General features: G+C 66.8%; 26 protein-coding genes. 12 read left to right on the plus strand and 14 right to left on the minus strand.

Features of this window, described 5'->3' with window-relative positions; all coding sequences use genetic code 11:
* Positions 1–5: 5 nt before the first annotated feature.
* From B7Z76_RS04400 to B7Z76_RS04430, 7 genes are all read right to left on the minus strand, one after another.
* The gene (locus tag B7Z76_RS04400) at positions 6–962 is read right to left on the minus strand and encodes a respiratory chain complex I subunit 1 family protein (protein ID WP_291342389.1); all 957 of its coding nucleotides are present in this window, start codon (positions 960–962) and stop codon (positions 6–8) included.
* Positions 953–2968 carry a hydrogenase 4 subunit B gene (gene hyfB / locus B7Z76_RS04405; protein ID WP_291342391.1) on the minus strand — a complete coding sequence of 672 codons (2016 nt, stop codon included), beginning with the start codon at positions 2966–2968 and terminating at the stop codon, positions 953–955. Before hyfB ends, B7Z76_RS04400 begins: the two co-directional genes overlap by 10 nt.
* Positions 2965–3219 (minus strand): helix-turn-helix domain-containing protein, encoded by a 255-nt coding sequence (locus B7Z76_RS04410; RefSeq protein WP_174502546.1) that lies wholly within the window; start codon positions 3217–3219, stop codon positions 2965–2967. Before B7Z76_RS04410 ends, hyfB begins: the two co-directional genes overlap by 4 nt.
* 131 nt (positions 3220–3350) lie before the next feature.
* A complete protein-coding gene (locus B7Z76_RS04415; RefSeq protein WP_291342393.1) occupies positions 3351–6620 on the minus strand; it encodes an efflux RND transporter permease subunit in 3270 nt (1089 codons plus the stop codon).
* A complete protein-coding gene (locus B7Z76_RS04420; protein WP_291342395.1) occupies positions 6617–7630 on the minus strand; it encodes an efflux RND transporter periplasmic adaptor subunit in 1014 nt (337 codons plus the stop codon). The genes B7Z76_RS04415 and B7Z76_RS04420 overlap by 4 nt, the downstream gene beginning before the upstream one ends.
* A 42-nt stretch (positions 7631–7672) precedes the next feature.
* A complete protein-coding gene (locus B7Z76_RS04425; RefSeq protein ID WP_174502543.1) occupies positions 7673–8035 on the minus strand; it encodes a rhodanese-like domain-containing protein in 363 nt (120 codons plus the stop codon).
* The gene (locus B7Z76_RS04430) at positions 8032–8367 is read right to left on the minus strand and encodes a helix-turn-helix transcriptional regulator (protein WP_291342397.1); all 336 of its coding nucleotides are present in this window, start codon (positions 8365–8367) and stop codon (positions 8032–8034) included. The genes B7Z76_RS04425 and B7Z76_RS04430 overlap by 4 nt, the downstream gene beginning before the upstream one ends.
* A 225-nt stretch (positions 8368–8592) precedes the next feature.
* On the opposite strand from B7Z76_RS04430, the gene B7Z76_RS04435 reads away from it, so the two are divergent.
* The 3 genes from B7Z76_RS04435 (at position 8593) to B7Z76_RS04445 (ending at position 10669) form a co-directional block, all read left to right on the plus strand.
* On the plus strand, positions 8593–9900 hold the full coding sequence (locus tag B7Z76_RS04435; protein ID WP_291342399.1) for an NAD(P)/FAD-dependent oxidoreductase: 1308 nt from the start codon (positions 8593–8595) through the stop codon (positions 9898–9900).
* The gene (locus B7Z76_RS04440) at positions 9893–10339 is read left to right on the plus strand and encodes a thioredoxin domain-containing protein (RefSeq protein WP_174502540.1); all 447 of its coding nucleotides are present in this window, start codon (positions 9893–9895) and stop codon (positions 10337–10339) included. The genes B7Z76_RS04435 and B7Z76_RS04440 overlap by 8 nt, the downstream gene beginning before the upstream one ends.
* A 126-nt stretch (positions 10340–10465) precedes the next feature.
* Positions 10466–10669: a DUF2892 domain-containing protein gene (locus B7Z76_RS04445; RefSeq protein WP_174502539.1), complete on the plus strand. Its 204-nt coding sequence runs from the start codon at positions 10466–10468 to the stop codon at positions 10667–10669.
* A gap of 15 nt (positions 10670–10684) precedes the next feature.
* Here the strand turns inward: B7Z76_RS04445 and B7Z76_RS04450 are convergent, their stop codons facing one another.
* Complete coding sequence (locus B7Z76_RS04450) at positions 10685–11080, minus strand: VOC family protein (RefSeq protein ID WP_174502538.1); 396 nt, start codon at positions 11078–11080, stop codon at positions 10685–10687.
* A 295-nt stretch (positions 11081–11375) separates the two neighbouring features.
* Here B7Z76_RS04450 and B7Z76_RS04455 point away from each other — a divergent pair, with 295 nt between their 5' ends.
* Positions 11376–11639 (plus strand): ribbon-helix-helix domain-containing protein, encoded by a 264-nt coding sequence (locus B7Z76_RS04455; protein ID WP_174502537.1) that lies wholly within the window; start codon positions 11376–11378, stop codon positions 11637–11639.
* Between the two features lie 6 nt (positions 11640–11645).
* Here the strand turns inward: B7Z76_RS04455 and B7Z76_RS04460 are convergent, their stop codons facing one another.
* From B7Z76_RS04460 to B7Z76_RS04475, 4 genes are read right to left on the minus strand one after another with little or no spacing between them, the layout of a single operon-like run.
* Entirely contained in the window at positions 11646–11852 is a 207-nt protein-coding gene (locus tag B7Z76_RS04460) for a hypothetical protein (protein WP_291342402.1), read from the minus strand.
* Positions 11849–12979 carry a WD40 repeat domain-containing protein gene (locus tag B7Z76_RS04465; protein ID WP_291342404.1) on the minus strand — a complete coding sequence of 377 codons (1131 nt, stop codon included), beginning with the start codon at positions 12977–12979 and terminating at the stop codon, positions 11849–11851. Before B7Z76_RS04465 ends, B7Z76_RS04460 begins: the two co-directional genes overlap by 4 nt.
* Before the next feature lie 16 nt (positions 12980–12995).
* Positions 12996–13364, minus strand: a complete 369-nt coding sequence (locus B7Z76_RS04470; RefSeq protein ID WP_291342406.1) for a hypothetical protein — start codon at positions 13362–13364, stop codon at positions 12996–12998.
* Complete coding sequence (locus B7Z76_RS04475; RefSeq protein WP_291342408.1) at positions 13361–13831, minus strand: hypothetical protein; 471 nt, start codon at positions 13829–13831, stop codon at positions 13361–13363. Before B7Z76_RS04475 ends, B7Z76_RS04470 begins: the two co-directional genes overlap by 4 nt.
* A gap of 491 nt (positions 13832–14322) precedes the next feature.
* Here B7Z76_RS04475 and B7Z76_RS04480 point away from each other — a divergent pair, with 491 nt between their 5' ends.
* From B7Z76_RS04480 to B7Z76_RS04505, 6 genes are all read left to right on the plus strand, one after another.
* Positions 14323–15990 (plus strand): aromatic/alkene/methane monooxygenase hydroxylase/oxygenase subunit alpha, encoded by a 1668-nt coding sequence (locus B7Z76_RS04480; protein ID WP_174502533.1) that lies wholly within the window; start codon positions 14323–14325, stop codon positions 15988–15990.
* Between the two features lie 80 nt (positions 15991–16070).
* Positions 16071–17165, plus strand: a complete 1095-nt coding sequence (locus tag B7Z76_RS04485) for an NADH:ubiquinone reductase (Na(+)-transporting) subunit F (RefSeq protein ID WP_291342410.1) — start codon at positions 16071–16073, stop codon at positions 17163–17165.
* A 41-nt stretch (positions 17166–17206) separates the two neighbouring features.
* Positions 17207–18262: an aromatic/alkene monooxygenase hydroxylase subunit beta gene (locus tag B7Z76_RS04490; RefSeq protein ID WP_291342412.1), complete on the plus strand. Its 1056-nt coding sequence runs from the start codon at positions 17207–17209 to the stop codon at positions 18260–18262.
* Between the two features lie 23 nt (positions 18263–18285).
* Positions 18286–18654, plus strand: coding sequence for an MmoB/DmpM family protein (locus B7Z76_RS04495; RefSeq protein ID WP_174502530.1), 369 nt, complete (start codon positions 18286–18288; stop codon positions 18652–18654).
* Between the two features lie 76 nt (positions 18655–18730).
* Positions 18731–19753: an amidohydrolase family protein gene (locus tag B7Z76_RS04500; RefSeq protein ID WP_174502529.1), complete on the plus strand. Its 1023-nt coding sequence runs from the start codon at positions 18731–18733 to the stop codon at positions 19751–19753.
* Between the two features lie 149 nt (positions 19754–19902).
* On the plus strand, positions 19903–21537 hold the full coding sequence (locus B7Z76_RS04505) for a molecular chaperone GroEL (RefSeq protein ID WP_291342415.1): 1635 nt from the start codon (positions 19903–19905) through the stop codon (positions 21535–21537).
* Positions 21538–21570: 33 nt separating this feature from the next.
* Here the strand turns inward: B7Z76_RS04505 and B7Z76_RS04510 are convergent, their stop codons facing one another.
* Together B7Z76_RS04510 and B7Z76_RS04515 are read right to left on the minus strand one after the other, a co-directional pair.
* Complete coding sequence (locus B7Z76_RS04510) at positions 21571–22659, minus strand: PA0069 family radical SAM protein (RefSeq protein ID WP_291342417.1); 1089 nt, start codon at positions 22657–22659, stop codon at positions 21571–21573.
* A gap of 76 nt (positions 22660–22735) precedes the next feature.
* On the minus strand, positions 22736–24154 hold the full coding sequence (locus tag B7Z76_RS04515) for a mannose-1-phosphate guanylyltransferase/mannose-6-phosphate isomerase (RefSeq protein WP_174502526.1): 1419 nt from the start codon (positions 24152–24154) through the stop codon (positions 22736–22738).
* 119 nt (positions 24155–24273) lie between these two features.
* Between B7Z76_RS04515 and B7Z76_RS04520 the strand changes: the two genes are divergently transcribed.
* Positions 24274–25062, plus strand: a complete 789-nt coding sequence (locus B7Z76_RS04520; protein ID WP_291342419.1) for a creatininase family protein — start codon at positions 24274–24276, stop codon at positions 25060–25062.
* Entirely contained in the window at positions 25059–25982 is a 924-nt protein-coding gene (locus tag B7Z76_RS04525; protein WP_174502524.1) for a DMT family transporter, read from the plus strand. Before B7Z76_RS04520 ends, B7Z76_RS04525 begins: the two co-directional genes overlap by 4 nt.
* The last annotated feature ends 48 nt before the right edge of the window (positions 25983–26030 follow it).

Consider the following 26030-nt stretch of genomic DNA (forward strand, 5'->3'; position numbering starts at 1 on the left):
CAGCGTCACAGCGAGGCCGACATGAACAGCAGCAGCGTGCCGAGCAGGCCGAGCATCAGTGCGGCACCGACGAAATTCGGAATCCGGAAGACGCGCATCTTGGCGATCGTCGTCTCGAACCCGGCCAGCGCCACCGCGCCCGCGCCGAGCTTGCCGGCATAGCTCAGAAGCCCGAGCGCGAGGGAGGCGGGCCCCGCACCCGGCGGCGCGATGCCGAACGGCGCGAAGATGCAGGCGATCAGCGACATGTAGAGCAGCAGCCGCATCGCCCCGGCGAGTTCGATCAGCGCGAGGTGTCGGCCGGAATATTCCAGCACCATCGCCTCATGCACCATGGTCAGCTCGAGATGCGTCGCCGGATTGTCGACCGGGAAGCGCCCGGTCTCGGTCAGCCCCACCATCACCAGCGCGACCAGGCCGAGCGCGAGCGACAGCCTGAGCCCCTCGGCGCCGGAATGCATGTAGGTGGCGATCGTCGAAAGCTGGCTGGTGCCGGCGACGAGGGCGACGGTAAAAACGATCATCAGCATCGCCGGCTCGGCGAGCGAGGCGAGCATCGCCTCCCGGCTCGCACCGATGCCGCCGAAGGCGGTGCCGGAATCGAGTGCTGCCAGCATCTGGAAGAAGCGTGCGCTGCCGAGCAGGGCGACGATCACGATCAGGTCGCCCGACCAGGAGAATTGCAGATTGGTCGCGAATTCCGGCACCAGCGCCGCGGCGACCCAGGTGGCGGCGAAGATCGCGTAAGGGGAGGCGCGGAACAGCCACGAGGAGTCCTCCGGCACCACCGCCTCCTTCGCCACCAGCCGCGCGAGATCGCGATAGACCTGCAGCACCGGCGGCCCGGCGCGGCGCTGCAATCGCGCCTTGACCTTGCGCACGAAGCCGGTGAGCAGCGGCGCCGCCGCCAGCGCGATCGCCATTTCCAGCGCCTGCAGGGCGAGATGCACGATCAGGCCCATAGCGCCACCGTCGCGAGCAGGATCAGCAACGTGACGAACACCATCGCGAGATAGCGCCTTATGGTCAGGAATTGCAGCCGGTTGGCACGGTCGGCGGCGCGGCCGACCAGCGCGGCCAGACCCAGCGCGCCGCCATCCCATGCCGGATCGGTGATGCGGCTGGCGAAACGGGCCGGCGCGGTCGTCCCCGGCGGCGGCATCGTCACCTCGTCGCGGGCGCGGAACAGCGTCGTGGCAAACACGCGGCGGATCGGCTGGCTGAATCCCGCCGGCGAATATTGCGCCCCCGCGGGCAGCGCAGCACTACCCTCCGTCAGGAAGCCGCACCCCCAGGGCACCGCCCGGCGCAGGGCGCGCGAGCCGAAGCGGTGCAGCCCCAGCGCCGCAAGACCGCCGGTCACCGCGATGAACAGCGCGATCAGCAGCGGATCGTACGAACTCTGCCGCGCCGGCACCGGCAGCAGCGTCAGCGCGCTCCAGCCGGGCCGTGCGGGCAGCGATATCCCGGTCAGTTCCCGCGCCACCGGTGCCAGATGGCTGAGCACCAGCGTCGGCATCAGACCGAACAGCACGCAGAGCGACGCGAGCCCGATCATCGCGGCGCGCGACATCCCGTCGGCCTCATGCGCCGTGGCGGCGGCCGTGCTGCGCGGCCGGCCGAGATAGGCCATGCCGTAGAGTCGGACCAGGCAGGCGCTGGCGAAGGACGCTGCCAGCGCCAGCAGTGCGCCCGCCGCCGGCACCGCGAGCTTGAGCCCGAATTGCGGCAGCGACGGGCTGAGCAGCACCGCCTGCAACAGCAGCCATTCCGATGCGAACCCGTTCAGCGGCGGCAGGGCGGCGATCGCCATCGCCGCGACCAGCATCGGCACCGCGCTGACCTTCATCCGGTGGATCAGCCCGCCAAGTTCCGAGAGCCGCCGCGTGCCGGCGCCGTGCTGGATCGCGCCGGCGCCGAAGAACAGCGTGCTCTTGAACAGCATGTGGTTGAAGGCGTGGAACAGTGCGGCGGTGAGTGCGAGGCTCGCGGCCAGCGCCAGGCCATCGGCGCGGAAGGCGAGGGCGAGGCCCAGCCCCGCGAAGATCAGTCCGATATTCTCGATCGTGCTGTAGGCGAGCACGGTCTTCACATCGTCCTCCAGCAGCGCCTGCAAGACGCCCAGCACGGCGGAAACCGCCCCCGCGGCCAGCACCACCAGCCCCCACCACCAGGCGGCCGGCCCGGCGAGATCGAAGGCGATGCGGATGAAGGCATAGACCGCCACCTTCGTCATCACCCCGCTCATCAGCGCCGAGACATGGCTCGGTGCCGCGGGATGCGCGCGCGGCAGCCAGACATGCAGCGGCACCAGCCCCGCCTTGGAGCCCGCGCCAAGCAGCGCCAGCAGCATCACCGCCGCCCCCGCCCATCGCACCCTGTGCGCCGCGGCGATGGAGGCAAATCCGTACTCTCCGTGCGGTCCCGCGAGCAGGCCGAAGGCGAGCAGCAGCAGCAACGTCCCCGCGCTTGCCATCAGCAGATAGACAAACCCGGCCTGCCTCGTCTCCGCCCTTGTATGATCCGCCATCACCAGCGCCCAGGACGCGAGCGACATCAACTCCCAGAACAGCAGGAACCCGTAGGCGTCGGCGGCGATCACCACGAGGTTCATCGCCGCCAGAAACACCGGGTAGAAGGGCAGCACCCGCCAGGGTTCGGCCTCGTGCCGCCCGTAGCCGAGCGCATACAGGCTGGCGGCGGCGGCGCCGAGATCGACCAGCACGAGGAACGCGGCCGATAATGGATCGACGGCGAAGCGCATGCCGATCCCCGGCAGGCCGAGCGGCAGGGTGATGCCCCGCGCCTCGCCGCCAAGTGACGCGAGAGCCACCCCAAGCGCGATCAGGGACACGCCGAGCGACCCACCATAGACCACGATGCGCCCGGCATCGCGGCGGGAAAGTGCTGCGCCGGCCGCGCCGAGCGCGAGCCAGGCCAGGGCGCAGAGCAGCAGCGCCGCCGTCACGTCCCGCTCTTGAGGCGCACGCCGCGCCCGCCGGTGGCATCCGATACATCGCCCGGCCGGATCACCACGATCCCCGCCCGGTCCAGCGCGTCCAGCAGCTTCATCAGCGAATCGACATTGCCGCGGATTACCCCCTCGCTCGCCTCCATCCGCTGGATGGTCGGCAGCGACAGGCCGGACAATTCCGCCAGATCCCGCTGGTCGATGCCGAGCAGGGCGCGCGCCGCCTTCAGTTGACCGGAAGAAATCATGTATGAAACATCATCTCATGCGTTTGAGCCATCATAAATAATTGGCGGCTCATACCGGCATGCATTTTGGTCGCGGCAGGAATGCGCCCGGCACGCAGCCTCGCGCGCCGGGCGATGGGGTCAGGGGCCGATCAGGACACGATCCGGTCCGGGTCGCGCATCACCACGTAGATCGCCGGGATCACCAGCACCGTCAGCAGGGTGGACGAGGCGAGGCCGAACAGCAGGGAGATCGCCAGGCCCTGGAAGATCGGGTCGAGCAGGATCGTCGAGGCGCCGATCATCGCCGCGAGCGCCGTCAGCAGGATCGGCCGGAAGCGGATGGCGCCGGCCTCCAGCAGCACCTCGCGCAGCGTCAGCCCCGGCCGCGCGCCGTGGCGGATGAAGTCCACCAGCAGGATCGAGTTCCGCACGATGATGCCGGCCAGCGCGATGAAGCCGATCATCGAGGTCGCGGTGAACTGCGCGTGCAGCAGCCAGTGCCCGGGCATGATGCCGATCAGCGTCAGCGGCACCGGGGTGAGCACCAGCAGCGGGATCTTGAAGCTGCGGAACTGCGCGACCACCAGCACATAGATGCCGAGCAGCGCGACGAGGAACGCCGCCCCCATGTCGCGGAACGTGACATAGGTGATCTCCCATTCGCCATCCCACAGCAGGGTCGGGTGCGCCTCGCTCGTCGGTTGGCCGCGGAAGCTGATCGCAGGCTTCGGCAGACTGCCCCAGTCATGCTGGTTGATCAGCTTGTCCACCGCGAACATCGCATAGATCGGCGCCTCGAACTTTCCGTCCAGCTCGGCGGTGACCATGTCGGCGAAATGCCCGTCGCGCCGGTAGAGCACGCGCGAGCCCTCGCTGCGGGTCGCATGCACCACCTGCCCGAGTTCGACGACCGACTTGTCCGCCGGCACCGCATTGGCCGGTACCGGCGTATCCGCCAGTTGCTGGCTCCAGTCGAGCGCGCGGTTGGGCAGGCCGATCGCGATCTCGATCGGCAGCCGGTTCTCGCCGCGATAGGAATAGCCGACCTTCATGCCGCCGAAGAGATCCTGGATCGTGTCATAGACATCGGCCTGCCGCACGCCAAAATATTCCAGCCGGTCCTGGTCGATCGCGATATGCAGCTGTTTCTGCCGATGCCCCCAGGAATCGTCGACATCGACGATATAGGGCACCTTCCTGAACAGCGTCTTCACCTCCTCCGCCACTGCAAGCCGCGTCGCCTCGTTCGGACCGTAGATCTCGGCGAGCAGGGTTGCGAACACCGGCGGGCCGGGCGGTGCCTCGACCACTTTCAGCACCGCGCCCTTCGGCAGGACCAGGTGTTTCAGCAGGCGCCGGCGCAGTTCGCCCGCGATCTGGTGGCTCTGCTGCGACCGCTCGCCCTTGGGCGACAGCATCACATGCAGGTCGCCCTGCCAGGGCTGGTCGCGCAGGTAATAATGCCGCACCAGCCCGTTGAAATCGAAAGGCTGCGGCGTGCCGGCATAAACCTGCATGGATCGCACCTCGGGCATCGTGCCGGTGATCCGCGCCGCGGCAAACAGCGTCTGCTCGGTCTGCTGCACGGCGCTGCCGGCGGGCAGGTCGATCAGCACGTTCAGGCTCGACTTGTTGTCGAACGGCAGCAGCTTCACCGTCACCGCCTCGGTGTAGAACATCGCGCAGGCGGCGATGGTGGCGATGCCGACCAGGGCGAGAAACAGCCCGGCGCGGCGCCGCGTGCGCAGGATCGGTGCGGCAACGGCGCGGTAGAGCCGCCCCAGCCGGTCCGGATGCGCCGCCGCGGCACCCGCCTCATGGGCGAGGGCAGGGGTCGTCAGTTCGAGGAACTCGATCTCGCCGGCGCGGTCTTCTTCCGTGAAGCGGTCGCGCCCGGCCAGCCTGTACATCAGCCACGGCGCCACCACCATCGCGACGAAGAACGAGAACGCCATCGCCGCCGAGGCGTTCACCGGGATCGGCGCCATATACGGCCCCATCAGCCCGGAGACGAACAGCATCGGCAGCAATGCGGCGATCACCGTCAGCGTCGCGACCACGGTCGGGTTGCCGACCTCCGCCACCGCCTCGATCGCCGCCCGCCGGCGCGAGCGCGTATCCGGCATCGCCCAGTGCCGGGCGATGTTCTCCACCACCACGATCGCGTCGTCCACCAGGATGCCGATGGCGAAGATCAGCGCGAACAGGCTCACCCGGTTGATCGAGTAGCCCATCAGCTCCGAGGCGAACACGGTGGCGAGAATGGTCGTCGGGATCACCACCAGCGTCACCACCGCCTCGCGCCAGCCCACCGCGAAGGCAATCAGCACGACGATGGAAATCGTCGCCAGCCCGAGATGGAACAGCAGCTCGTTCGCCTTCTCGTTGGCGGTGCGCCCGTAATCCCGCGTCACCTGCACCGAGATGTCTGAGGGGATGAGCGATCCTTCCAGGCTCTTCACCCGCGTCAGCGCGGCATCGGCCACCACCACGGCGTTGCTGCCCGCGCGCTTGGCCAGCGCCACCGTCACCGCCGGCGCCGTGCGCCATGCCTTGCCTTCATGGGTGATGGCAAAGACATGGCTCTCCAGCGGCGCCGGCCCGACGACGACATGCGCGACATCCCGCAGATAGACCGGCCGCCCGTCCCGCGTGGTGATCAGCAGCAGACCGATATCCGGCACGCCGAACAGCGTCTGCCCCGCCGCGACGTCGCGCAGCCCGCCGCGGTCGAACACCCGCCCTGCGATGAAGCTGCGATTGGCATCGGCCACCCGTGAAGCGAGCTGCTGCAGCGTCACGCCGTAGAGCATCAGCTTGTCGGGTTCGGGTTCGACGCGGATCTGCATCGGGTCCGACCCGGCGATATAGCTGAGCCCGACATTCGGCACCTTGATCAGCTGGTCCTGCAGCTTGGTCGCGATCTGCGACAGCGCACCCTGGGTCCAGTGCGTCGCCGATCCCGGTTTCGGCGCGAGGGTAAGGGTGAGGATCGCGACATCGTCGATCCCGCGCCCGACCACTAGCGGCGGCGGAATGCCGATCGGGATGCGGTTCATGTTGGCGCGGATCTTGTCGTTCACCCGCACCACCGCCGCGTCCTCGTTGGTCCCCACCTCGAAGCGGGCGGTGACCAGCACCTGGTCGTCGCGGGTCTGGCTGTAGATGTGCTTCACACCGGGGATCGCCTTGAGGATCGTCTCGAGCGGCTTGGTCACGAGTTCCGCGGCATCGGCTGCCTTCAGCCCGTTCGCCTGCACCATCACGTCCACCATCGGGACATGGATCTGCGGATCCTCGTCGCGCGGAATGGTGGTGATGGCGACCAGCCCGGCGGCCAGCGCCGCGAGCAGGAACAGCGGCGTCAGCGGCGAGCGGATGAAGGCGCGGGCGAGCCGCCCGGAAATGCCGAGCCTCACGGCCGCACCAGCACGTCACCCGGCACGAGGCCGGCGAGGATCTGCAACCCGTCCGGCATCGCGCGGGTCGGCAGCGGCAGCCCCCGCTGCACCGGCGCGTCGATCACGCTGCCATCGCCCTGCCGCAGCCTCACATAATCCTGGCCGAAGCGGGTGAACACGAAGCCGGAGGGCACCACGATCGTTCGCCGCTCGCCGGCGGGGACAAAAACCCGCACGCGCGCGCCCACGAAATAGCTGCCGATCCCCTTTACCTCGGCATCGGCGCGCACATCGCCGCCGACGATCTGCGGATAGACCAGGGTGATGCGGCCGAACCGCGCGCCGGCAAGGCCGAATTCGCCGCCATCCAGCCGCACCATGTCGCCCACCTTCAGGTGCAGCGCGTGCCGCTCGGGAATTCGCAGGCGCAGAATGAAGTTCTGCTCGGCGACGGTTGCGACCGTGTCGCCCGGCAGCACCACCGTGCCATCGGTCACCGGCACGCTCAGCACCCGCCCGGCGATCGGCGCCAGCACCGCGCCCTCGTCCTGCTGCTGGGCCGCCACGGCGCGTTGCGCGATCCGCGCGCGGAGCGTGCTGGCGGCAACATCCACCGCCGTCCGCGCCTGGTCGAGCTGCTGGCGCGATACCGCGCCGCTATGCGCCAGCGCCGTGGTGCGCCGCAGGTCGGTCTGCGCCTGGACGAGGCTGGCCTGCAACCCTGCGATCTCGGCGTCCAGCGCCTTGATCTGCAATTCGAGCTTGCGGTCATGCACGGTGGCGATGACCTGCCCGGCCGTCACGCTGTCCCCGTCATGCACCGACAGGGCGGCGACGGTACCACCGATCCGGGTGCGCGCCGGCACCACGTTGCGGCTCTCGACGGTGGCGAACACCGCCTTCTGGTCCGCCACCATGCGGGCGGCGACGGTGAAGGTCGCGGGCGGTGACGCCGCCCCGGCCGGCGCCGCCCCGAACAGGAGCAGGAGCGGCAGCAGCAGGGCGGGGAGGGAGGGCGTGCGGGGCATGCTGGCGTTCCTTGTCCGGGACGGCGCGGTGGCGGCGGGAGGTCAGCGGCGGTCGATCACCTGGCCGGTGGCGGAATCGAGCGCGACATACGGCATCCCCGCCGCCTTCCACGCCATCATCCCGCCGGCGAGATGCGCATTCACCGCAATGCCGGCCTCGCGGCACTTCGCCGCCGCCATCGCCGAGCGTTTGCCCGAGCCGCACTGAAACACGATCGGCTTGCCGGGGTCTTGCGGCAGCATCGCCGGATCGAAGGTGGAGAGCGGAAACAGCATCGCGCCGTGAATCCGCTCCACCGCGAATTCCTGCGGCTCGCGCACATCGACCAGCAGGATGCGGCCGGCGCGCAGGTCGTCATGCACGGTGGCGGGGTCGAGGTCGCGCAGGGGTGAAGATGTGGTCATCTCGAAATCTCCGTTGTCGATGAAGGGTCGGGCACTGTGCAGGCAGCACCTTCCGGGCTGCAATAGATCCCGGCAAGTGCTGAAATCACCGTGCGCGCCGGCGCGCTGGCGATGGAATACCGGATGCTCTGCCCTTCGCGCCGCGCGGTCACCAGCCCGTCCTTGCGGAGCAGCGCGAGGTGCTGGGAGACCGCGCTGTCGCGGATTTGCAGGAACGCGACCAGCTCGCCCACCGACCGCTCGCCGTCGAGCAGCTGGCAGAGAACGAGCAGGCGGTGCCGGTTGGCCAGCGATTTCAGCAGATCGCTGGCCTCGTCGGCCGCCAGGTTCATAGCGTCGATATCCAGTTTCATACTTGCGTATATACGAATATATGAATATATTGTCAAACGTGGCGGCGCCGGAACGTCCGGCCGCATCGCGCCCTGGCAGTGTTCTCCCGGCTGCCGGCGCGGGCGTTGATCCAGGTCAAGCCGGCGTCGCCGCAAACCAATTAACATCGCCCCGGGCGCGGCGGAGCGCCGCCTTCGCCGGAGCGCTCAGAAAGGCAGGAAAGCATGGCAGAGATTGTGGTCCTCGGTGCGGGGCTCGGCGGCACGCTCGCCGCGTTCGAAACCGCGGCGCAGATCCGGCCGGAAGACCGGATCACGCTGATCGGCGAGCGGAACATGTTCCAGTTCACGCCGTCGAATCCCTGGGTCGCCGTCGGCTGGCGCGACCGCGCCGAGATCGAGGTCTCGCTCGACAAGGTGATGCGCCGCAAGAACATCACGCTGCGCACCGAGGGGGCTGCCCGCGTGCACCCGGCCGAGAACCGCGTCGAGCTCAATGGCGGCGAGAGCATCCCCTACGACTACCTCATCATCGCCACCGGCCCCGAACTCGCCTTCGACGAAATCCCCGGCTGCGGCCCCGCACAGAACACTGTTTCGATCTGCCAGACCGATCACGCCGCCGCCGCCTTCGAGGCGTTCGAGCGGTTCTGCGCCAACCCTGGGCCGGTTGTCGTCGGCGCGGTGCAGGGCGCGTCCTGCTTCGGCCCGGCCTACGAATTCGCCTTCATCCTCGATCGCGAGCTGCGCAAGCGCCGCCTGCGCAGCAAGGTGCCGATGACCTTCGTCACCTCCGAGCCCTATATCGGCCATCTCGGGCTCGATGGCGTGGGCGACACCAAGTCGCTCATGGAGAGCGAGCTGCGCCACCGCCACATCAAATGGATCACCAACGCGAAGATCGCCGCGGTGGATGCCGACAAGGTCGTGGCCGAGGAAGTCGGCAATGACGGGCAAACGATCGCAACCCACGAACTGCCAAGCCGCTTCACCATGTTCCTGCCCGCCTTCCGTGGCGTGCCGGCGCTGCGCGGCATCGAGGGGCTGGTCAATCCGCGCGGCTTCGTGCTGATCGACGAGCATCAGCGCAACCCGGCCTATCCGAACGTCTTCAGCGTCGGCGTCTGCGTCGCGATCCCGCCGGTCGGCAAGACTCCGGTGCCGGTCGGCGTGCCGAAAACAGGGTTCATGATCGAATCGATGGTCACCGCCACCGCCCACAATATCGGCGCGCTGCTGCGTGGCGAGGAGCCGCACGCGCGGGCGACATGGAACGCCGTCTGCCTCGCCGATTTCGGCGATGGCGGCGTGGCCTTCGTCGCCCAGCCGCAGATTCCGCCGCGCGACGTCAACTGGGCCTCGACCGGCGCCTGGGTGCACCTGGCGAAGATCGGCTTCGAGAAATATTTTCTCCGCAAGATCCGCGCCGGCGAGAGCGAACCCTTCTACGAGCGCTTCCTGATGAAGCAGCTCAACATCCACAAGCTGCATCACAATGACCGCAAGACAGCGAAAGGCGCGGGCCATGGCTGACGCAACCCATATCGTCTGTCCGCAATGCGGGGCGGTGAACCGCATCCCGCCGGCGCGCCCGGCCGGCGCCGCGCAATGCGGCGCCTGCCACCGCAAGCTGTTCGATGGTCATCCTGTCGCGGTCGACCAGGCTGGCTTCGAGCGCCATGCCGAGCGGGACGGCATTCCCCTCCTGCTCGATATCTGGGCCCCCTGGTGCGGACCATGCCGGATCATGGCGCCGCAATTCGAACAGGCGGCGGCGATCCTCGAACCGGAGGTCCGGCTGCTCAAGCTCAATGCCGACGAGGCGCCGGAGATTTCCGCCCGCCTCGGCGTGCGCGGCATCCCGGCGTTGTTCCTGCTCAGGGGCGGCCGGGTGATCGGCCAGAGTGCCGGGGCGATGAGCGCGCAGGCCATCGTCGATTTCGCGCGTCGCCACCTCGCGGCGGCGGCGTGATGTTCGGAGCATCATCGGATCAGACGGAGTTATCTGACCGAATAAAAGTGCTTTGTTTATCAATATAATAGAACATTTTCTGACCCGGCAGGATCGGAAGGTGTTCCAGGCAAGGGACATGCCGTCATGAATGTGGACAAGACCGTTCTCAGCTTCGCGGGCTTCATGGTCCTGCTCAGCCTCGCACTGGGCTGGCTGGTCAGCCCGTGGTTCTACGTCCTCACCGCGCTGGTGGGGCTCAACCTGTTCCAGGCCGGCATCACCGGCTTCTGCCCCGCCGCCATGCTGCTGCGGCGGCTCGGGGTGAAGCCGGGCTGCGCCTTCCGCTGAGCCTGCCCCGGCCGCTCAGCGATAGCGGCCGTGGCGTTGCAGCATCTCGATCTGGTATCCATCCGGATCGGCAACGAAAAAGAACCGCGCGAGCAGGATGCCGTCGCGCTTGAACTCGACGATCTTGCGCGGCGCCCAGCCCGCTGCCTCGAAGCGCGCGTGCGCGGCGTCCAGATCGTCGACGCAGAAGGCGATGTGGCCATAGCCGTCGCCGAGCGCATAGGGTTCGGTGCGACCCTTGTTGATCGTCAGTTCGAGTTCGAAATCATTTTCCGCGTTGCGCATGTAGACCAGCGTGAACGTGTCGAAATCGAACCGGTCGGCGATCGCAAGGCCGAACGCCTGCTCGTAGAACGCCACCGACCTCGCCTCGTCGAGCACGCGGATCATGCTGTGGATTGCCTTGGCCATGCCAGTTCTCCTGTTCGGCGCCGGGGCGGTCGGCGCGGTTTCCAATGGTGCTGTATAGGCCGACGCCGGCCGAGCAGACATCCCCAAGCCGGCGGTGCCGGGCGGGCCGGCAGGTGCTGGCCGGAAGCAGAACAGTGGCGGGGCGCAACCGCTCCGTTTCAGAACACCGCGTTATCGAAGCGGCTCCGAAATCTGCCGCTCCCGGCGTCTGGCATGGCTTTTGCTGTTCAACATCTGAAACGGGGAAATCGTCCGGCGCGGGCGCCGGGTCGCAAGGCGCCTTCGGGGAGGAACAATGTGCAATCTGTTGCAGGGGCAGAACCCGGGGCATTTCGCCCAGACCAGCCGTTCGATCCGGCTGGCCGGCCGCTCGACCAGCGTGCGGCTCGAAGGCGTGTTCTGGACCGCGCTGGGCGAGATTGCCGCGGCCGAGGGCGTTTCCGTCCCCCGCCTCATCGCCTTGCTGCATGACGAGGGGGTGGACCGGCTGGGCGATATCGGCAATCTCGCCTCCCTGCTGCGCGCGGCCTGCATCCTCTACCGCCGGCGCGGCGCCTGAACGACGTCAGGACGGCGCCGCCCCGCTGCCGATCCGGTTCTCCGCGATCCAGCGCGCCGCCAGAACCAGCGTGCCCATGGTGAATTCCCGCCCGTGCCGCGCCACCATCTCCTCCGCAAGCTGGGCCACGCGCTGGAAGAACGCGTCCTTGCTGCGTTCCTCGTCGGTCATCTGCACCTGCATGTCGATCTTCCTCTCTGTGCCTGTGGTCACTTGAACATCCGCTCCGGAAACGTGACGATACTCACCATGCCGTCCGCCCCGGCGGCGGCCAGATGGTGCCCGTCCTCCGACCAGCCGAGCGCCGTCACCGCACAGCCCTCGGGGCGGACGAGCAGTTCGTCCCGCCCGCCGATCTGCACGAGTAGGATCTGCCCGTTGGCATAGCCTGCGGCGACGAGCGGCCGCTTCGGATAGGCGGCAACGCTCTCCACTGCCACCAGCCCGGCCCGGCCGCTTACCAGTGCGCCTGTCATGTCGCCATCGAGCGGTGGCGTCGCCATCGACCAGGCGGCGACGCGATACGCGCCGGATGCGACGATCGACGCGGCGGGGACGCTCCACGCGGCATCGCGTGTTGCCATCGGAAAACCGGTGACGGTGCCGCTGCGCCCGCGCGCGTGATCGACCATCAGGAAGCCGCCCGCCTCCAGCGTGCAGGCAAGCCAGGCCCCGTCGTCCCGCCACGCGAGCGACAGCGGGCACGACAGCAGGCCAAACACCATCGGCGCCCTGCCGCTCCCATCGAGTGCGACGATGCTCAGGCTTTCCGCCCGCGCGATCGCGAGCTGCCGGCCCGAGGGCGAGAGCCGGATGGCGACGACCTCGCCCTCCCCATCATCGGCGAGTGGATCGGAGAGTGCGCCCGCCCCCTGGCACAGCCGCACCGCATCGTCGCCGGCGATGGCGGTGAGAGCCGCCGCCCGCGCGTGATCGAGGGCCATGACCGGCGTGTCGATCCGCGCGCGCATGCCGCGCACCGCGCCATCCGGCCCGAGCGTCAGCACGCCGCCATCCCCGGCGCCGACCAAGAAACCGCCATCCTCGCCGGCGACGATGGGCGGGATGTCCTGATGCACTGAATCGGATATGGCGGGCAGCGGCGCCGGGCGGCTGCGCGGGCGGATCGTTGCCTGGCCGACATCGCCGCTGACCCGGATGCGCGTCTCCGGCGGCTCGGGATCCTCGGTCGGCGCCACAATCACCGTGCCGTCGGCGCAGCCGAAGGCGATCGCCTTGCCATCGGCGCTGAAACACGGCGGGCCCGCCGGCGCCGCGGCTTGCCATGTGCGGCCCAGCAGGTCGAACAGCGTGAGGTGTTTCGTCGCGGTCTGGTTCATCGCCAATCTCCCCGGTTCAGTTGCCCGCGAGTGCTGCAAGGCGTCGGTCGATCTCGGCCATCTCTGCCTCCACTGTCCCGATCCGCGCCGCGCAGTCGGCCTCCGCCGCGCGCAACGCGGCGGCCTTGTCAGTTGCCGCGCGCAACGCGGCGGCCTTGTCAGTTGCCGCGCGCAACGCGGCGGCCTTGTCTGTTGTCGCGCGCAGCGCGGCGGCGTCCCGCATCTCGCCATCGCCGGCCTCGTCCTCGAGCCGCTGCACGTCGATCTCGATGCCGGCCAGCTGTTGCAGGGTGCGCAGTGCCTCGGCGTTCAGCGCGGACATGGCACCCACAAGCGCCAGCCTCCGCTCGAGCAGAATGTGTCGCTCGGCATCGGTGCTGCTCATGGCGCCTCGCCCCGCGCCGCATCCGGTGCGGCGAAATCCGTGAGCTGACGGGGCAGGTCGGGGAGCTGCGCGCGGAACCGCGTCTCCGCCATCTCGATATGGTTGCGCAACTGGTCCCAGATATCGATCCGCAGCAACGACGAGGCATCGCCGATCAGATGCTCGATCTCGCCGATCCCGAACTGGCGTGACAGGGCGACGCCGGAAAACACGAACTCGCGCAACAGCGCGGCATGCCGCTCGACGAATAGCCGGATCATCGGGTGCGTGGCCTGGTTCACCCCGGCGGCAGCGAGCGAGGCAGCGATGAAGCGTTCGAAATGCGTCTGCATCCGGTGCTGGCTTTCGCCGAGAAAGGTCATGGTGAACACGAGGTCGCGCGACATCAGCCGGATCAGCTGCTCGGTCACGTCGCCGCCTGAAGCCGGCGATGTCGGATACTGGTCTGGTCGCTGTTTGTCGGGCATCTGCGCCTCCTTGCCGCGATCGCCGCGCGGGCGCGCGAAAACCGTCGCATGGCAAGAATTAGCCGCCCGGGCGGGCGAAAGTCAATTTGATTAACTCAAGTCAATCTTAGCAATATTTGAAACGAAACAAGTATTACACTTGTCATTTACAGATGTAAATTTCCTTTACATGGTGCGCTGCAATATCGAGGTTGCTGGCAGGCTTTCGCGCCCCGTGATCCGTTGGCACGGGATTTGCTGTGATGTCCGCAGAAGAAAACCATCGCGCCCCGCGCGGTGCCAGAAGAACGAAGGAACGGAGGAAACCGGATCGGCTTTGCGCGGCACTTCACCGTCACCGATCAGGATCGTTCGAAGACCTTTGCCGGGATCCGGCAGGCAGGCGGCCGCAACTCCGGCACCCGCCGCCCGGAAACTCGCACGGCGGCATTGCGCCGCTTTCCGCCCGGGTCACGGGACCCGCGGCGCAAACAAGGTGGAGGTTTTAAGACATGACGTCCCTGACGCTCAACAAGATCACCTCGCAGCGCGGCATATCCGTCGGTGAGGCGACCAGGAAGATTTCCGATCTCGGGTGGAATCCGACCTATGTCCAGGAGGCGATGACCTACCCGACCGACTACAAGATCACCAAGGCACCGCGCGATCCGATGAAGCAGGTGCTGCGCTCCTACTTCCCGATGCAGGAAGAGAAGGACAACCGCGTCTACGGCGCGCTCGATGCGGCACTGCGCGGCGACATGTTCCGCAATGTCGAGCCGCGCTGGGTCGAATGGATGAAGCTGTTCCTCGCGATCATCCCCTTCCCGGAAATCTCCGCGGCGCGCTCGATGGCGATGGTCGCGCGCCTCGCGCCGGGCGAGGATCTGCGTACCGGGTTCACGATGCAGATGGTCGACGAGTTCCGTCACTCGACCATCCAGATGAACCTCAAGAAATGGTACATGGAAAACTACATCGACCCGGCGGGCTTCGACATTACCGAGGAAGCCTTCGGCAAATGCTACGCGACCACGATCGGCCGCCAGTTCGGCGAGGGCTTCATCACCGGCGACACGATGACCGCCGCCTGCATGTATCTCACCGTGGTCGCTGAGACCGCGTTCACCAACACGCTGTTCGTCGCCATGCCCTCCGAGGCCGCCCGCAATGGCGACTACGCGCTGCCGACCGTCTTCCTCTCGGTGCAGTCCGACGAGAGCCGGCATATCGGCAACGGGCACTCGATGCTGATGGCAGCCCTCAAGGAGCCGGAGAACCACCTCCTGCTCGAGCGCGACCTGCGCTACGCCTTCTGGCAGAACCACGCGATCGTCGATGCCGCAATCGGTACTTTCATCGAATATGGCACCACCAATCGCGACAAGTCGAAGGAATCCTACGCGGAGATGTGGCACCGCTGGATCTTCGAGGATTACTACCGCACCTACATGCTGCCGCTCGAGAAATACGGCATCAAGGTGCATCACGACGACGTCCAGGCCGCCTGGAAGCGCCTGACCGAGAAGCTGTACGTCCACCACGTCGCCCAGTTCTTCGCCGTTGGCTGGCCGGTGAATTTCTGGCGCATCGAGGCCCAGCGCGAGGCCGACTTCGAGTGGTTCGAGCAGAAATATCCTGGCTGGTACGCGAAGTTCGGCGATTTCTGGAAGTGGTACGACAAGCTCAGCCATCGCGGCGAGAAGGTCATCACCTTCAACGAGGACGTCGGCTACGTCTATCCGCATCGCTGCTGGAGCTGCCTCGTCCCCTGCCTGATCCGCGAGGACATTGTGGTCGACGAGATCGACGGCAAGCTGCACACCTTCGCCCACGAGCTCGATCGCTGGACCGCCGTCGAGGCCTTCGCCGACGAGTATCAGGGCCGCCCGACGCCCGCGATGGGTCGCTTCAGCGGCAAGCGCGAGTGGGAGACGGTCTATCATGGCTGGGATCTCGCGGATGCGATCAAGGATCTGAACTTCGTCCGCTCCGACGGCAAGACCCTGGTGCCTCAGCCGCACCTGCGCTTCGACGATAGCGAACTGTGGACGCTCGATGACGTGCGCGGCCACACCCTCCTCTCGCCGCTCACCCTGCTGCGGGAGATGAGCCCGGAGGATCGCGCGAAGCATATCGCCGAATATCGCGCGGGCTTCACGATCACGCCGTTCAACTGACACGGCGGACTGCGCGGGAGCCGCTCGCCCCGGCTCCCGCATCCTTCTCAACGCGATATCTCCGTCACCCCCGCGGGCGCGTGACGGACTTTCGGGAGATCGGCCAGATGGGTGGCACGCATACGGTCAGGCTCGAGCCGGTCGGGGTCGAGTTCGAGGTCGAGGATGGCGAGACGGTGCTCAACGCCGCCTTCCGCCAGGGCATCGCCCTGCCGCATGGCTGCAAGGAGGGCCAGTGCTCGGCCTGCAAGTGCATCCTGACGGACGGCGAGGTCGACATGCTGAAATACTCGACCTTCGCGCTGAACGACATGGAACGCGACAGCGGCCATATCCTGCTCTGCCGCGCGATCGCCTATTCGGACATGGAGGTCGAACTCCTCAACTACGACGAGGAGGTGCTGGCGCGGGCGATCGCGGTCCGCACCTTCCGCGGCCGCATCGGCGGGATTACGCGGCTGACGCACGACATTCGCGGAATCACCATCGATCTCGACACCCCGATCAAGTTCTGGGCCGGACAATATGTCGACATCACCGTCACCACGGAAAAAGGGGAGACGATTACGCGCTCGTTTTCCATGGCAAATACGCCGGACCAAGCCCAAAGCCTCTCCTTCATCATCAAAAAATACCCCGAAGGAAAATTCTCCGGCGAGCTCGACAGCGGCGGAATCAGGATCGGCGCCGACATCTCCCTCACCGGACCCTACGGCACCTGCTTCCGGCGGGAGGGACGAACCGGACCGCTGATCCTCGTCGGCGCCGGCTCCGGCATGTCGCCGATCTGGTCGATCCTGAACGACCATCTCGCCAGCGGCGAAAGCCGGCCGGTCTATTTCTTCTACGGCGCGCGCACGCAGGAGGATCTGTTCCTTCTCGATCGCATCGCGCAACTCACCGAACGCCATCCGGAGCTCGAATTCATCCCCGTTCTCTCGCACGCCAGCTTCGATGCCGGCTGGGCGGGCGAACGCGGCTTCGTGCATGAATGCGTCGATGCCCGGCTGAAGGCGCTCGGTATCGATGGCGAGGGCGACGTCTATGCCTGCGGGCCACCACCCATGATCGATGCGCTGCAGCCGGTGCTGTTCATGAACGGCTTCGAAAGCGATCGCGTCTTCTTTGACAGGTTCACCACATCCTCGAGCGTTCCCGTGCCCGCCGGTCACTGATCGCGCGCCGCACGGACCAATCGAAACCAGGGAGAGACACCATGCCAGCCTTGTCGAGTTCAGTCGGATCGGGTGCCGCGGGAGCGGCGATCTTCGCGGATTCCGACAGCCGCCGCTACCGCTATTTCGAGCCGCGCGGCAAGCGTGCCACCCATTACGAAGACGTCACGGTCGATGTTCAGCCCGATCCCGAGCGCTACCTGATCCAGAACTGGATCATCTCCTTCGCCAACGGCAAGGGCGCTTATGTGAAGGACGCCACGGCGCTGAAAAGCAGCAACTGGCATGCTTTCCGCGCGCCGGACCAGGAATGGGAACGCACGCACTACCAGCGCCAGTCCCGCATCGAGACGATGGTACAGAGCGTCATTGCCAATGCTCGTCGCGCCGGCGCGCCGGCCAGTTTCGACAAGGCCTGGCAGCGCATCCTGCAAGCCCATCTCGGCGCATGGAAACACGCCGAATTCGGCCTCGGCACCTCGCTGATGCAGGCGCAGCGCTACGGCTACACCCAGATGATCAACAACGCGACGCTGACCAACTCCTCCTACAAGATGCGCCTCGCGCAGGACATCACGCTCTACCTCGCCGAAATCGGCATGGACATTCCCGGCTGGAACGACGAGCTTGGCAAGATCGCCTGGCTTGAGGACCCGATCTGGCAGGGTACGCGCGAGGCGGTCGAGACGATCATGGGCTCGAGCGATTATCTCGAGCAGTATTTCGCGATCAACATCATCTTCGAACCCCTGGTGGGCGAGCTGTTCCGCTCCGGCTTCCTGATGCAGGTCGCCGCCGCCAACAACGATTTTGTCACACCTCCGGTGATCTCCGCCGCCGAGGCCGATTACGAGCGCAACCTCGCGAACACGATCGACCTCATCTACCTCCTCGCCAACGACGAGAAACATGGCGGCGAGAACCGGGCCATCCTCCATGGCTGGCTCGAAAAGCACCGCGCCCTCGCCGACAAGGCGGCCTTCGGCCTGCAACCGATCTGGTCGATGCCCCATTCCAAACCCGTCTCGTTCCAGGATGTCAGGGCGCAATCGCAGGAGCGCATCGGCAAGATCCTCGGCGAACTCGGCCTCGCCTGACGCCCCGCACAGGAGATAACATCATGTCAACAGCAGCACGCGACGCGACCCATTCGACCATCTTCAAGCAGATGAAGGACATCACCTTCGAGCAGACCATCTCGGATCAGTGCGGTGTCACCATGAACGATTCGGTCGAGGCCCGCGCAATCGCCGAATTCATGAGCGACAAGCCCGGCGTCACCGTCACCTACCAGCCCGCGCTGATCCGCATCGACGGTCACGGCAAGCTGATCTTCAAGATGGACGAGATCGGCGAGTATCTCGGCCGTGACATGACGGCCGAGATCTTCGAGGTGAACACCTCGACGCATTACGGCCGCATGGTCCGCGTCGACGACAACACCGTGATCCTGTTCGGCAATATGGACGACGTCTTCGAATACATCTGAACCGCGGCACGCCGGCGCGCCCGCGCACCCCGCGCGGCGCGCCGCCCAGCAAGCAATCAACACGTGGAGGAAAACAATGTTCGTAACGCCCGAGGGCAAGGAAATCTTTATCGTCGACGGCCACACCCATTTCTGGGACGGCAGCCCGGCGAACCAGAGCAACATTCACGGCAAGCAATTCATCGAGTGCTTTTTCGCTTATCACAACGCGCTCAGCCCGGCCGACAAATTGTGGCCGAAGGAGAAATTCGAGAAATACAGCGCCGATGATCTCTATCGCGACCTTTTCATCGACGGCCCCGACGATGTCGCGATCGTGCAGTCGACCTACCTCAAGGATTTCTACAAGACCGGTTTCAATACGATCGAACGCAATGCGGACGTCGCCGCCCGCTATCCCGAGCGCTTCATCGTCAATGGCGCGTTCGACCCGCGGGATGGCGAGAAGGCGCTCGAATATATTCATTACATGAAAGAAACATATAATATCCAGGGTGTGAAACTCTACACCGCCGAATGGAATGGTGCCTCCCGCGGTTGGCGGCTGAACGATCCCGAGGCCTACAAATGTTTCGAGCTGTGCGAGAAACTCGGCATCAGGAACATGCACGTCCACAAGGGCCCGACCATCATCCCGCTGAGCAAGGACGCCTTCGACGTCCATGACGTCGATTACGCCGCGACCGACTTCCCCAATCTCAACTGGGTCGTCGAGCATTGCGGCCAGCCCCGGATCGACGATTTCTGCTGGATCGCGGTGCAGGAGCCCAATGTTTATGGCGGGCTCGCCGTCGTTCTCCCCTTCATCCACTCCCGGCCGCGCTACTTCGCCGAAATCATGGGCGAGTTGCTGTTTTGGCTCGGCGAGGACCGCATCCTGTTCGGCTCCGACTACGCGATCTGGACGCCGCGCTGGCTGGTCGAGAAATTCTGGAACTTCGAGCTGCCGGAGGATGTGAAGCAGGAGCGCGGTGTCGATCTCACCCCCGCGATCAAGGAAAAGATCCTCGGGCTGAATGCCGCGAAGCTCTACGGCATCGACATCGCGGCGAAGAAGGCAGCGCTTGCGGCAGCGCCGCTCGCGGTCGCCGCGGAATAGGCTAGAGCACTTTCCGATCCTTTTGGATCGGATGTCGTGCTCTATCATACGAACAAGCCGAGCGTCTTAATCCGATCAGATGACTCCATCTGATCGGATGATGCTCCAGTCCACGCAGCACGCCGGCCGTCCGGCCGAAGGGAGACAAAATGGCTAAGCTGCTTCTGCATAATTCTGAAGCTCGGCGTGCGCTGGCCCGCGGTGTGGGCCGGCTGGCGGCGGCCGTCGAGCCCACGCTCGGACCCAAGGGAATGAATGCGATGATCGACCGGCCGATCGGCACGCCGATGGTCACGCGCGATGGCGTCAGCATCGCCGTGGAGATCGAGCTGCCGAACCGGTTCGAGAACATGGGCGCGCAGGTTGTCCGCGAGGTCTCGATGCAGACCAACGAACTCGCGGGCGATGGCACCACCACCGCGATCGTGCTGGCCAATGCGCTCGTCCAGGCCGGCGTCGAGGCCAGCGAGCGCGGCGCTCGCGCGGTCGATCTCATCCGCGGGATCGATCTCGCGGTCGAGCGTGTGGCCTCCTCCCTCAAGGCGGCCGCCCGGCCTGCGTCCGGCAACGGCATGCTCGCCGCGGTGGCCAACATCGCCGCGACCGAGCCGCATCTCGGCGCGCTGGTGGCCGAGGCCTTCGCGCGCGTCGGCGCCGAGGGCGTCATCACCACCGATTTCAGCGTGACGATGGCCACCACGCTCGAGGTCGTCGAAGGCATGTCCTTCGATCGCGGCTATATCTCGCATCACATGGTGACCGATCAGGAGAAGATGGAAGCCGTGCTCGAACGGCCGCTGATCCTGATGACCGATCTCAAGATCCGCGATCCCCATGCGCTCGATGCGGCGCGTGCGCTTGCCGCCGGGGTTGGCCGCCCGCTGCTGGTGATCGCCGAGGAGGTGGCGCCGGAGGTCGTCGTCAGCCTGCTCGGGCGCGACGGACCCGGCCGTTACCTTGTCGTCCATCCGCCCGAATACGGCAACTGGCGCAAGGCGATGATGGAGGATATCGCCATGATCACCGGCGGCCGCGTCATCGCCCGCGATCTCGGCGGCCGGGTCGAGGATGTCACCGAAGCCGATCTCGGCGCTGCCGAGCGGGTGCGTACCAGTGCGACCCACACCGCGATCATCGGCGGCGCCGGCGATACGGCCGCGATCGCTGCGCGCCGGGCGCAGGTCCAGCGGATGCACGATGCCGCGCCTCCCAACATCGAGCAGGACAAATTGCGCGAGCGCCTCGCGAAACTTTCAGGCGGCACCGCGATCCTCTATGCGGGCGGGGCGACGCCGGTCGAGCAGAAGCGCACGATCCAGCTGATCGAGGATTCGCTCGCCGCCGTGCGTGCTGCGAGCGAGGAGGGTGTGGTTGCCGGCGGTGGCACCGCGCTAGCGCAGATCGGGCCGGTCCTCGACGAGGTTCTGGCCGGCGCCAGCGGCGATGTCGCGGAAGGGGTGAAGCTCGTCCGCTCCATCCTTACCCGCCCGCTCTGGCGCATCGTGACCAATGCCGGTGGCGATCCGGATCATGTCATCGCCCAGGTCTCGGCGGTGAATGGCGGCTTCGGCTACAATGCAGCCATCGGCACGTTCCAGAACATGTACGATGCCGGGATCATCGATCCCGTCCGCGTCACCTGCACGGCGCTGCGCAATGCCGCCTCGGTCGCCAAGCTGATCCTGACCACGGAAACCCTGGTGGGCGATCTGGGGGAGGATGAGGAAGACCCGACCGCGCTGCCCGCTCGCGGCGGTGGTGCCGAGCGTCTCGGCCGCGCCTGACGCCGGGGCCGCTGGACTTGGGCGGGGCGGGATTCAGAACAGCGAGAGCTGCGCCCCGGCGTCTCTCGCGCGCGGCTTCGCGAACTGGCCGCAATCGAGCGGCGGCGGCGTCTCGCTCAGCCCGAACTGGCGCGCCGCCCGCTCGAAGCGCGCGCGCAGCAGCCCGGCATAGGCTCCGGTGCCGCGAAACCGGCTGCCAAAGGCGGCGTCGTTCAGCGCGCCGCCCCGGGTCTGGCGGATCAGGCCGAGCACATGTGCCGCGCGATCCGGCATGGTGCGGTTCAACCAGTCCTCGAACAGCGCGCCCAGCTCGTGCGGCAGGCGCAGCAGGATCGCGTTGGCGGATGACGCGCCCGCTCGCGCTGCTGCTTCGAGAATCCGCTCCAGCTCGGGATCGTTGAGCCCCGGAATCATCGGCGCTGCCAGCACGCCGACCGGGATCCCCGCCTTCTTGAGACCGGCCATCGCATCGAGCCGCCGTGAAGGTGTCGCCGCGCGTGGTTCCATCGCCCGTGCGAGCCTCGCATCCAGCGTTGTCACCGAGAGATGCACGCGGGCGAGGTTGCGCGCCGCCATCCGCGCCAGAATGTCGGCATCCCGCAATACCCCGGCCGATTTGGTGACGATCGCAACCGGGTGGCCGAACCGCTCCAGCACTTCCAGCACCGCGCGCGTCAGCCGCAGCTGCCGCTCGACTGGCTGATACGGGTCGGTATTCGAGCCAAGCACGATCGTCGCCGGCTGATAGCCCTTGCGCGACACCTCGCGCTCGAGCAGCGACGCCGCCTCGGACTTGAACACCAGCTTCGTCTCGAAATCGAGACCCGGCGACAGGCCGATCCACGCATGGGTCGGCCGCGCATAGCAGTAGATGCAGCCATGTTCGCAACCCCGATAGGGATTGAGCCCGCGATCGAAGCCAAGATCCGGGCTCTCGTTGCGGCTGATTATCGATTTCGTCGCATCGCGGATCAGTACCGTCTCGGGAGCTGTCTCCTCCTCGTCCAGCGTGCCCCACCCGTCATCGAACGCGTCATAGCGCGCGGTTTCGAACCGGTTGGGTGGGGCAAGCCTGGTGCCACGGCCGTCAGGCCGGAGGCCACGCGGTATGAAAATGTCCATGTTCGTGCTCCGTTCGTGAGCAGCACACCGGAAATCACCCGCGCCGTCAAGAACAAAACAAGAACACGAACGAAATTCAGCTCCGCCCGTACGTGTCCTCGTAGCGGACGATGTCATCCTCCCCGAGATACGAGCCGGACTGCACCTCGATCAGCGTCAGCGGGATCTTGCCGGGATTCTCCATCCGGTGAATGCAGCCGAGCGGCAGATAGATGCTCTCGTTCTCGCGCACGAGATGCGTTTCCGCATCCCGCGTCACCAGTGCCGATCCGGCCACCACCACCCAGTGCTCGGCACGGTGGAAATGCTTTTGCAGGCTGAGCTTCGCACCCGGCATCACCACGATCCGCTTGACCTGAAAGCGGTCGCCCTGGATCAGGCTCTCATAGAACCCCCAGGGCCGATAGACGCGGTTGTGCTCTTCCGCCTCGGGCCGCTTCAGCCGCTTCAGCGCATCGACCACGCGCTTGACGTTCTGCGCCTTGTCCCGATGGGCGACCAGCACGGCGTCCGGCGTCGTCACCACAACGGTATTCTCGAGCCCGAGAACGGCGGTCATCGCGCCGTCGCTGCGGACATAGCAGCCGACGGAATCCTCGATCACGGCATCGCCCAGCGCCGCGTTGCCGGCTGCGTCCTTCTCGGCGATGTCCCAGATGGCCGACCATGAGCCGACATCCGACCAGCCGAGTGAGGCTGGCACCACGGCGGCGCGGTCGGTCTTTTCGGCAATCGCGTAGTCGATGCTGATCTCCGGCGCGCTCTGGAAGGCGGCGGCGTCGAGCCGGATGAAATCAAGATCGGGGATCCGTGCGTCGAACGCCGCCCGCACGCTGCGCGCGACTTCTGGCGCGAGCCGTTCCATCTCCGCCAGCATGGTCCGCGCGGTCGCGACGAACATGCCGGAATTCCAGTAATGCCGCCCGTCGGCGATCAGCTTCGCCGCCGTCGCCGAATCCGGCTTCTCGACGAAGCGGGCGATGCGGAACGCGCCCTCATGCCCGGCCAGGGCCTCGCCCTGCTCGATATAGCCATAGCCGGTCTCGGCCATGTCCGGCCGCATCCCGAACGTGACGATCTGCCCGTCCCGCGCGGCAGCGGCGGCGACTGTCAGGGCGCGGCCCAGCGAGTCCGCATCGGCGATCGAGGCGTCCGCCGCCATGATCCACATCACCTGATCGGGATTGGTCTCGGCGATGAGCAGTGCCGCGGCGGCGATGGCCGGCGCGCTGTTCCGTCCCATTGGCTCAAGCAGGATCCGCGTTCCCTCGTGGCCCTCGCCGCGCAGCTGTTCGGCGACGATGAAGCGATGCGACTCGTTCGCCACCACGATCGCCGGGGCAAAGCGCTCACCCTGGGCCCGCGCTGCCGTCTCCTGCAGCATGGTCCGCGACGACACCAGCGGCCAGAACTGCTTCGGGTACGATTTGCGTGAAACCGGCCAGAGCCGCGTCCCGGTTCCACCGGCGAGGATCACTGGCGCAATTCCAGCCATTGGCGAGTGCGCAGGCAAAGGGGTCAGTCCTGACATGCAAATTCCCTCAAATTGGATGCATTCCATTGCCAGCGCACAACGTTTGCGTCCAGCATGGTCCCCCGCAGGAGGATGAATAAATGTTTAAAGCAGCTATCGAGGATCTGACCAGTGCCGAACTGCGTGTCCTCCTGCCGCGCCGGCCGCTGGTGCTGTTGCCGCTGGGCAGTCAGGAAGACCAGGGCGCGCATGCCCCGATGGGCGATTTCCGCCTCGCTGCGGCGCTGGCCGGGCGAATTGCGCGCGCCGCGACCGAGTCCGGCACGCTGACCCTCGCGGCCCCGGCGCTGCCCTTCGGTGCGGCGGATCATTTCGGCGCCGTGCCCGGCGGCCTCGCGCTCGCCCCCGCCACGTTCCGCGCCGTGCTCGCCGACCTGATCGCTGATCTCCGCCGCAACGGGCTGGATCGCATCGTCATCCTCAACGGCCATGGCGGCAATGCGCCGCTGGTGCACGAGGTAACCCTCGCCATCCGTCGCGCCGGCGGTCCGGTGATCCCCTCGTTCTATCTCTGGAAGGTCGCAAGCCGCCTGATGCAGGCCCGCATCGGCCCCGCGTCAGGGCGGTTCGGTCATGGTGCCGAGCCGCTCGCCTCGATCGCGCTCTGCCTCCGCCCCGACGCCTGCCGGCCTGATCTCGCCCGCAAGCCTGCCGCGGGGGCCAGCCTGCTCGGCTGCCCCGTCATCGGCTTCGGCACGATCGGCTTCGAGGGAGTCGATATCGATGCCCCGGCCGAATATCCCGAGATCGCGCCGGCCTCCGCCACCGCCGATGCCACCGGCGCCGATGCCGCGCTCGGCGAGGCGGTCGTCGCCGATCTCGTGGCGCTCGCCGCGCGCTTCTGCGCCCATGTCGCGGCCCTGGCATGAGCATCGTTCCCGCCTGGATACCGGTGACCATCGCCGCCGCGCTGTTCCAGGTCTGGCGAACGGCGCTGCAGGCGCGGCTGCGCGGCGCGCTCAGCGCCCCGGCGGCCGGCTTCGTCCGGTTCGTTTACGCGCTGCCAGCGGATCTCCTGCTGCTGGGTGCTGCACTTGTCCTGCTGCACCGCGCGCTGCCGGCGATTCCGCCCGTTTTCCTGCTCGATTGCCTGGCCGGCGGCATTGCCCAGATCTTCGGCACCATGCTGCTGATCATGGCCTTCGCCCATCGCAATTTCGTGGTCGGCACCGCCTATGCCAAGACCGAGGCGGCGCAGCTCGTGATCTTCTCGGTTCTTGTGCTCGGGGTGCGGATTCCGCCGCTCGCCATTATCGGGATCATGCTCGCGGTGATCGGCGTGCTGGCGCTGTCCTTTGCCGGTCAGAAACTCTCCCCGGCCGATCTGCTGCGCGCCTCGGTGCAGCCCGCGGCTCTGTGCGGCCTCGGGTCCGGCTTCGGCTTTGCCGTCACCGCCATATTGCTGCGGCGGGCGACGCTCGCGCTCGGCCCCGCGACGCCGGTCATCCTCAAGGCCGTGCTCACCCTCACCGTCACCAACCTGCTGCAAACCCTGGTCCAGGGCGGCGTCATGGCGCTGCGAAACCGCGACGAACTGGCCCGATGCTTCACCCTGTGGCGGCGGGCGGCACCCGTCGGCCTGCTCTCCGCCTGCGGGTCGGGCTGCTGGTTCGCCGGCTTCGCACTGACCAGCGCGGCCCTGGTGCGCGGTTTCGGGCAGATCGAGATCCTGTTCACCCTCGCGGTCGGCCATTTTTTCCTCGGCGAGCGCACACGGCGCGGCGAGCTGGCTGGTCTCGCCCTGGTCAGCCTCGGCGTGGTGCTGATCGCCGCCGCGGGCATCGGCTGAGCCGGAAGCGCTGCAGGGCAGGGGAGGCGTGGCGGCGGTATTGGGGCA

This window comes from Acidiphilium sp. 20-67-58 (genome assembly GCF_002255515.1).
GTDB lineage: Bacteria > Pseudomonadota > Alphaproteobacteria > Acetobacterales > Acetobacteraceae > Acidiphilium.

What these genes read in the sequence shown, in the direction of transcription:
- B7Z76_RS04425 (WP_174502543.1), bottom strand. Translation starts at nt 8,035, where the DNA reads ATGACCACATCTTCACCCCTGCGCGACCTCGACCCCGCCACCGTGCAT.
- B7Z76_RS04510 (WP_291342417.1), bottom strand. Translation starts at nt 22,659, where the DNA reads ATGGACATTTTCATACCGCGTGGCCTCCGGCCTGACGGCCGTGGCACC.
- B7Z76_RS04520 (WP_291342419.1), top strand. Translation starts at nt 24,274, where the DNA reads ATGTTTAAAGCAGCTATCGAGGATCTGACCAGTGCCGAACTGCGTGTC.
- B7Z76_RS04525 (WP_174502524.1), top strand. Translation starts at nt 25,059, where the DNA reads ATGAGCATCGTTCCCGCCTGGATACCGGTGACCATCGCCGCCGCGCTG.
- B7Z76_RS04400 (WP_291342389.1), bottom strand. Translation starts at nt 962, where the DNA reads ATGGGCCTGATCGTGCATCTCGCCCTGCAGGCGCTGGAAATGGCGATC.
- B7Z76_RS04435 (WP_291342399.1), top strand. Translation starts at nt 8,593, where the DNA reads ATGGCAGAGATTGTGGTCCTCGGTGCGGGGCTCGGCGGCACGCTCGCC.
- B7Z76_RS04455 (WP_174502537.1), top strand. Translation starts at nt 11,376, where the DNA reads ATGTGCAATCTGTTGCAGGGGCAGAACCCGGGGCATTTCGCCCAGACC.
- B7Z76_RS04490 (WP_291342412.1), top strand. Translation starts at nt 17,207, where the DNA reads ATGCCAGCCTTGTCGAGTTCAGTCGGATCGGGTGCCGCGGGAGCGGCG.
- B7Z76_RS04480 (WP_174502533.1), top strand. Translation starts at nt 14,323, where the DNA reads ATGACGTCCCTGACGCTCAACAAGATCACCTCGCAGCGCGGCATATCC.
- B7Z76_RS04500 (WP_174502529.1), top strand. Translation starts at nt 18,731, where the DNA reads ATGTTCGTAACGCCCGAGGGCAAGGAAATCTTTATCGTCGACGGCCAC.
- B7Z76_RS04450 (WP_174502538.1), bottom strand. Translation starts at nt 11,080, where the DNA reads ATGGCCAAGGCAATCCACAGCATGATCCGCGTGCTCGACGAGGCGAGG.
- B7Z76_RS04430 (WP_291342397.1), bottom strand. Translation starts at nt 8,367, where the DNA reads ATGAACCTGGCGGCCGACGAGGCCAGCGATCTGCTGAAATCGCTGGCC.
- B7Z76_RS04470 (WP_291342406.1), bottom strand. Translation starts at nt 13,364, where the DNA reads ATGAGCAGCACCGATGCCGAGCGACACATTCTGCTCGAGCGGAGGCTG.
- B7Z76_RS04475 (WP_291342408.1), bottom strand. Translation starts at nt 13,831, where the DNA reads ATGCCCGACAAACAGCGACCAGACCAGTATCCGACATCGCCGGCTTCA.
- B7Z76_RS04410 (WP_174502546.1), bottom strand. Translation starts at nt 3,219, where the DNA reads ATGATTTCTTCCGGTCAACTGAAGGCGGCGCGCGCCCTGCTCGGCATC.
- B7Z76_RS04440 (WP_174502540.1), top strand. Translation starts at nt 9,893, where the DNA reads ATGGCTGACGCAACCCATATCGTCTGTCCGCAATGCGGGGCGGTGAAC.
- B7Z76_RS04465 (WP_291342404.1), bottom strand. Translation starts at nt 12,979, where the DNA reads ATGAACCAGACCGCGACGAAACACCTCACGCTGTTCGACCTGCTGGGC.
- B7Z76_RS04505 (WP_291342415.1), top strand. Translation starts at nt 19,903, where the DNA reads ATGGCTAAGCTGCTTCTGCATAATTCTGAAGCTCGGCGTGCGCTGGCC.
- B7Z76_RS04445 (WP_174502539.1), top strand. Translation starts at nt 10,466, where the DNA reads ATGAATGTGGACAAGACCGTTCTCAGCTTCGCGGGCTTCATGGTCCTG.
- B7Z76_RS04495 (WP_174502530.1), top strand. Translation starts at nt 18,286, where the DNA reads ATGTCAACAGCAGCACGCGACGCGACCCATTCGACCATCTTCAAGCAG.
- B7Z76_RS04515 (WP_174502526.1), bottom strand. Translation starts at nt 24,154, where the DNA reads ATGGCTGGAATTGCGCCAGTGATCCTCGCCGGTGGAACCGGGACGCGG.
- B7Z76_RS04420 (WP_291342395.1), bottom strand. Translation starts at nt 7,630, where the DNA reads ATGCCCCGCACGCCCTCCCTCCCCGCCCTGCTGCTGCCGCTCCTGCTC.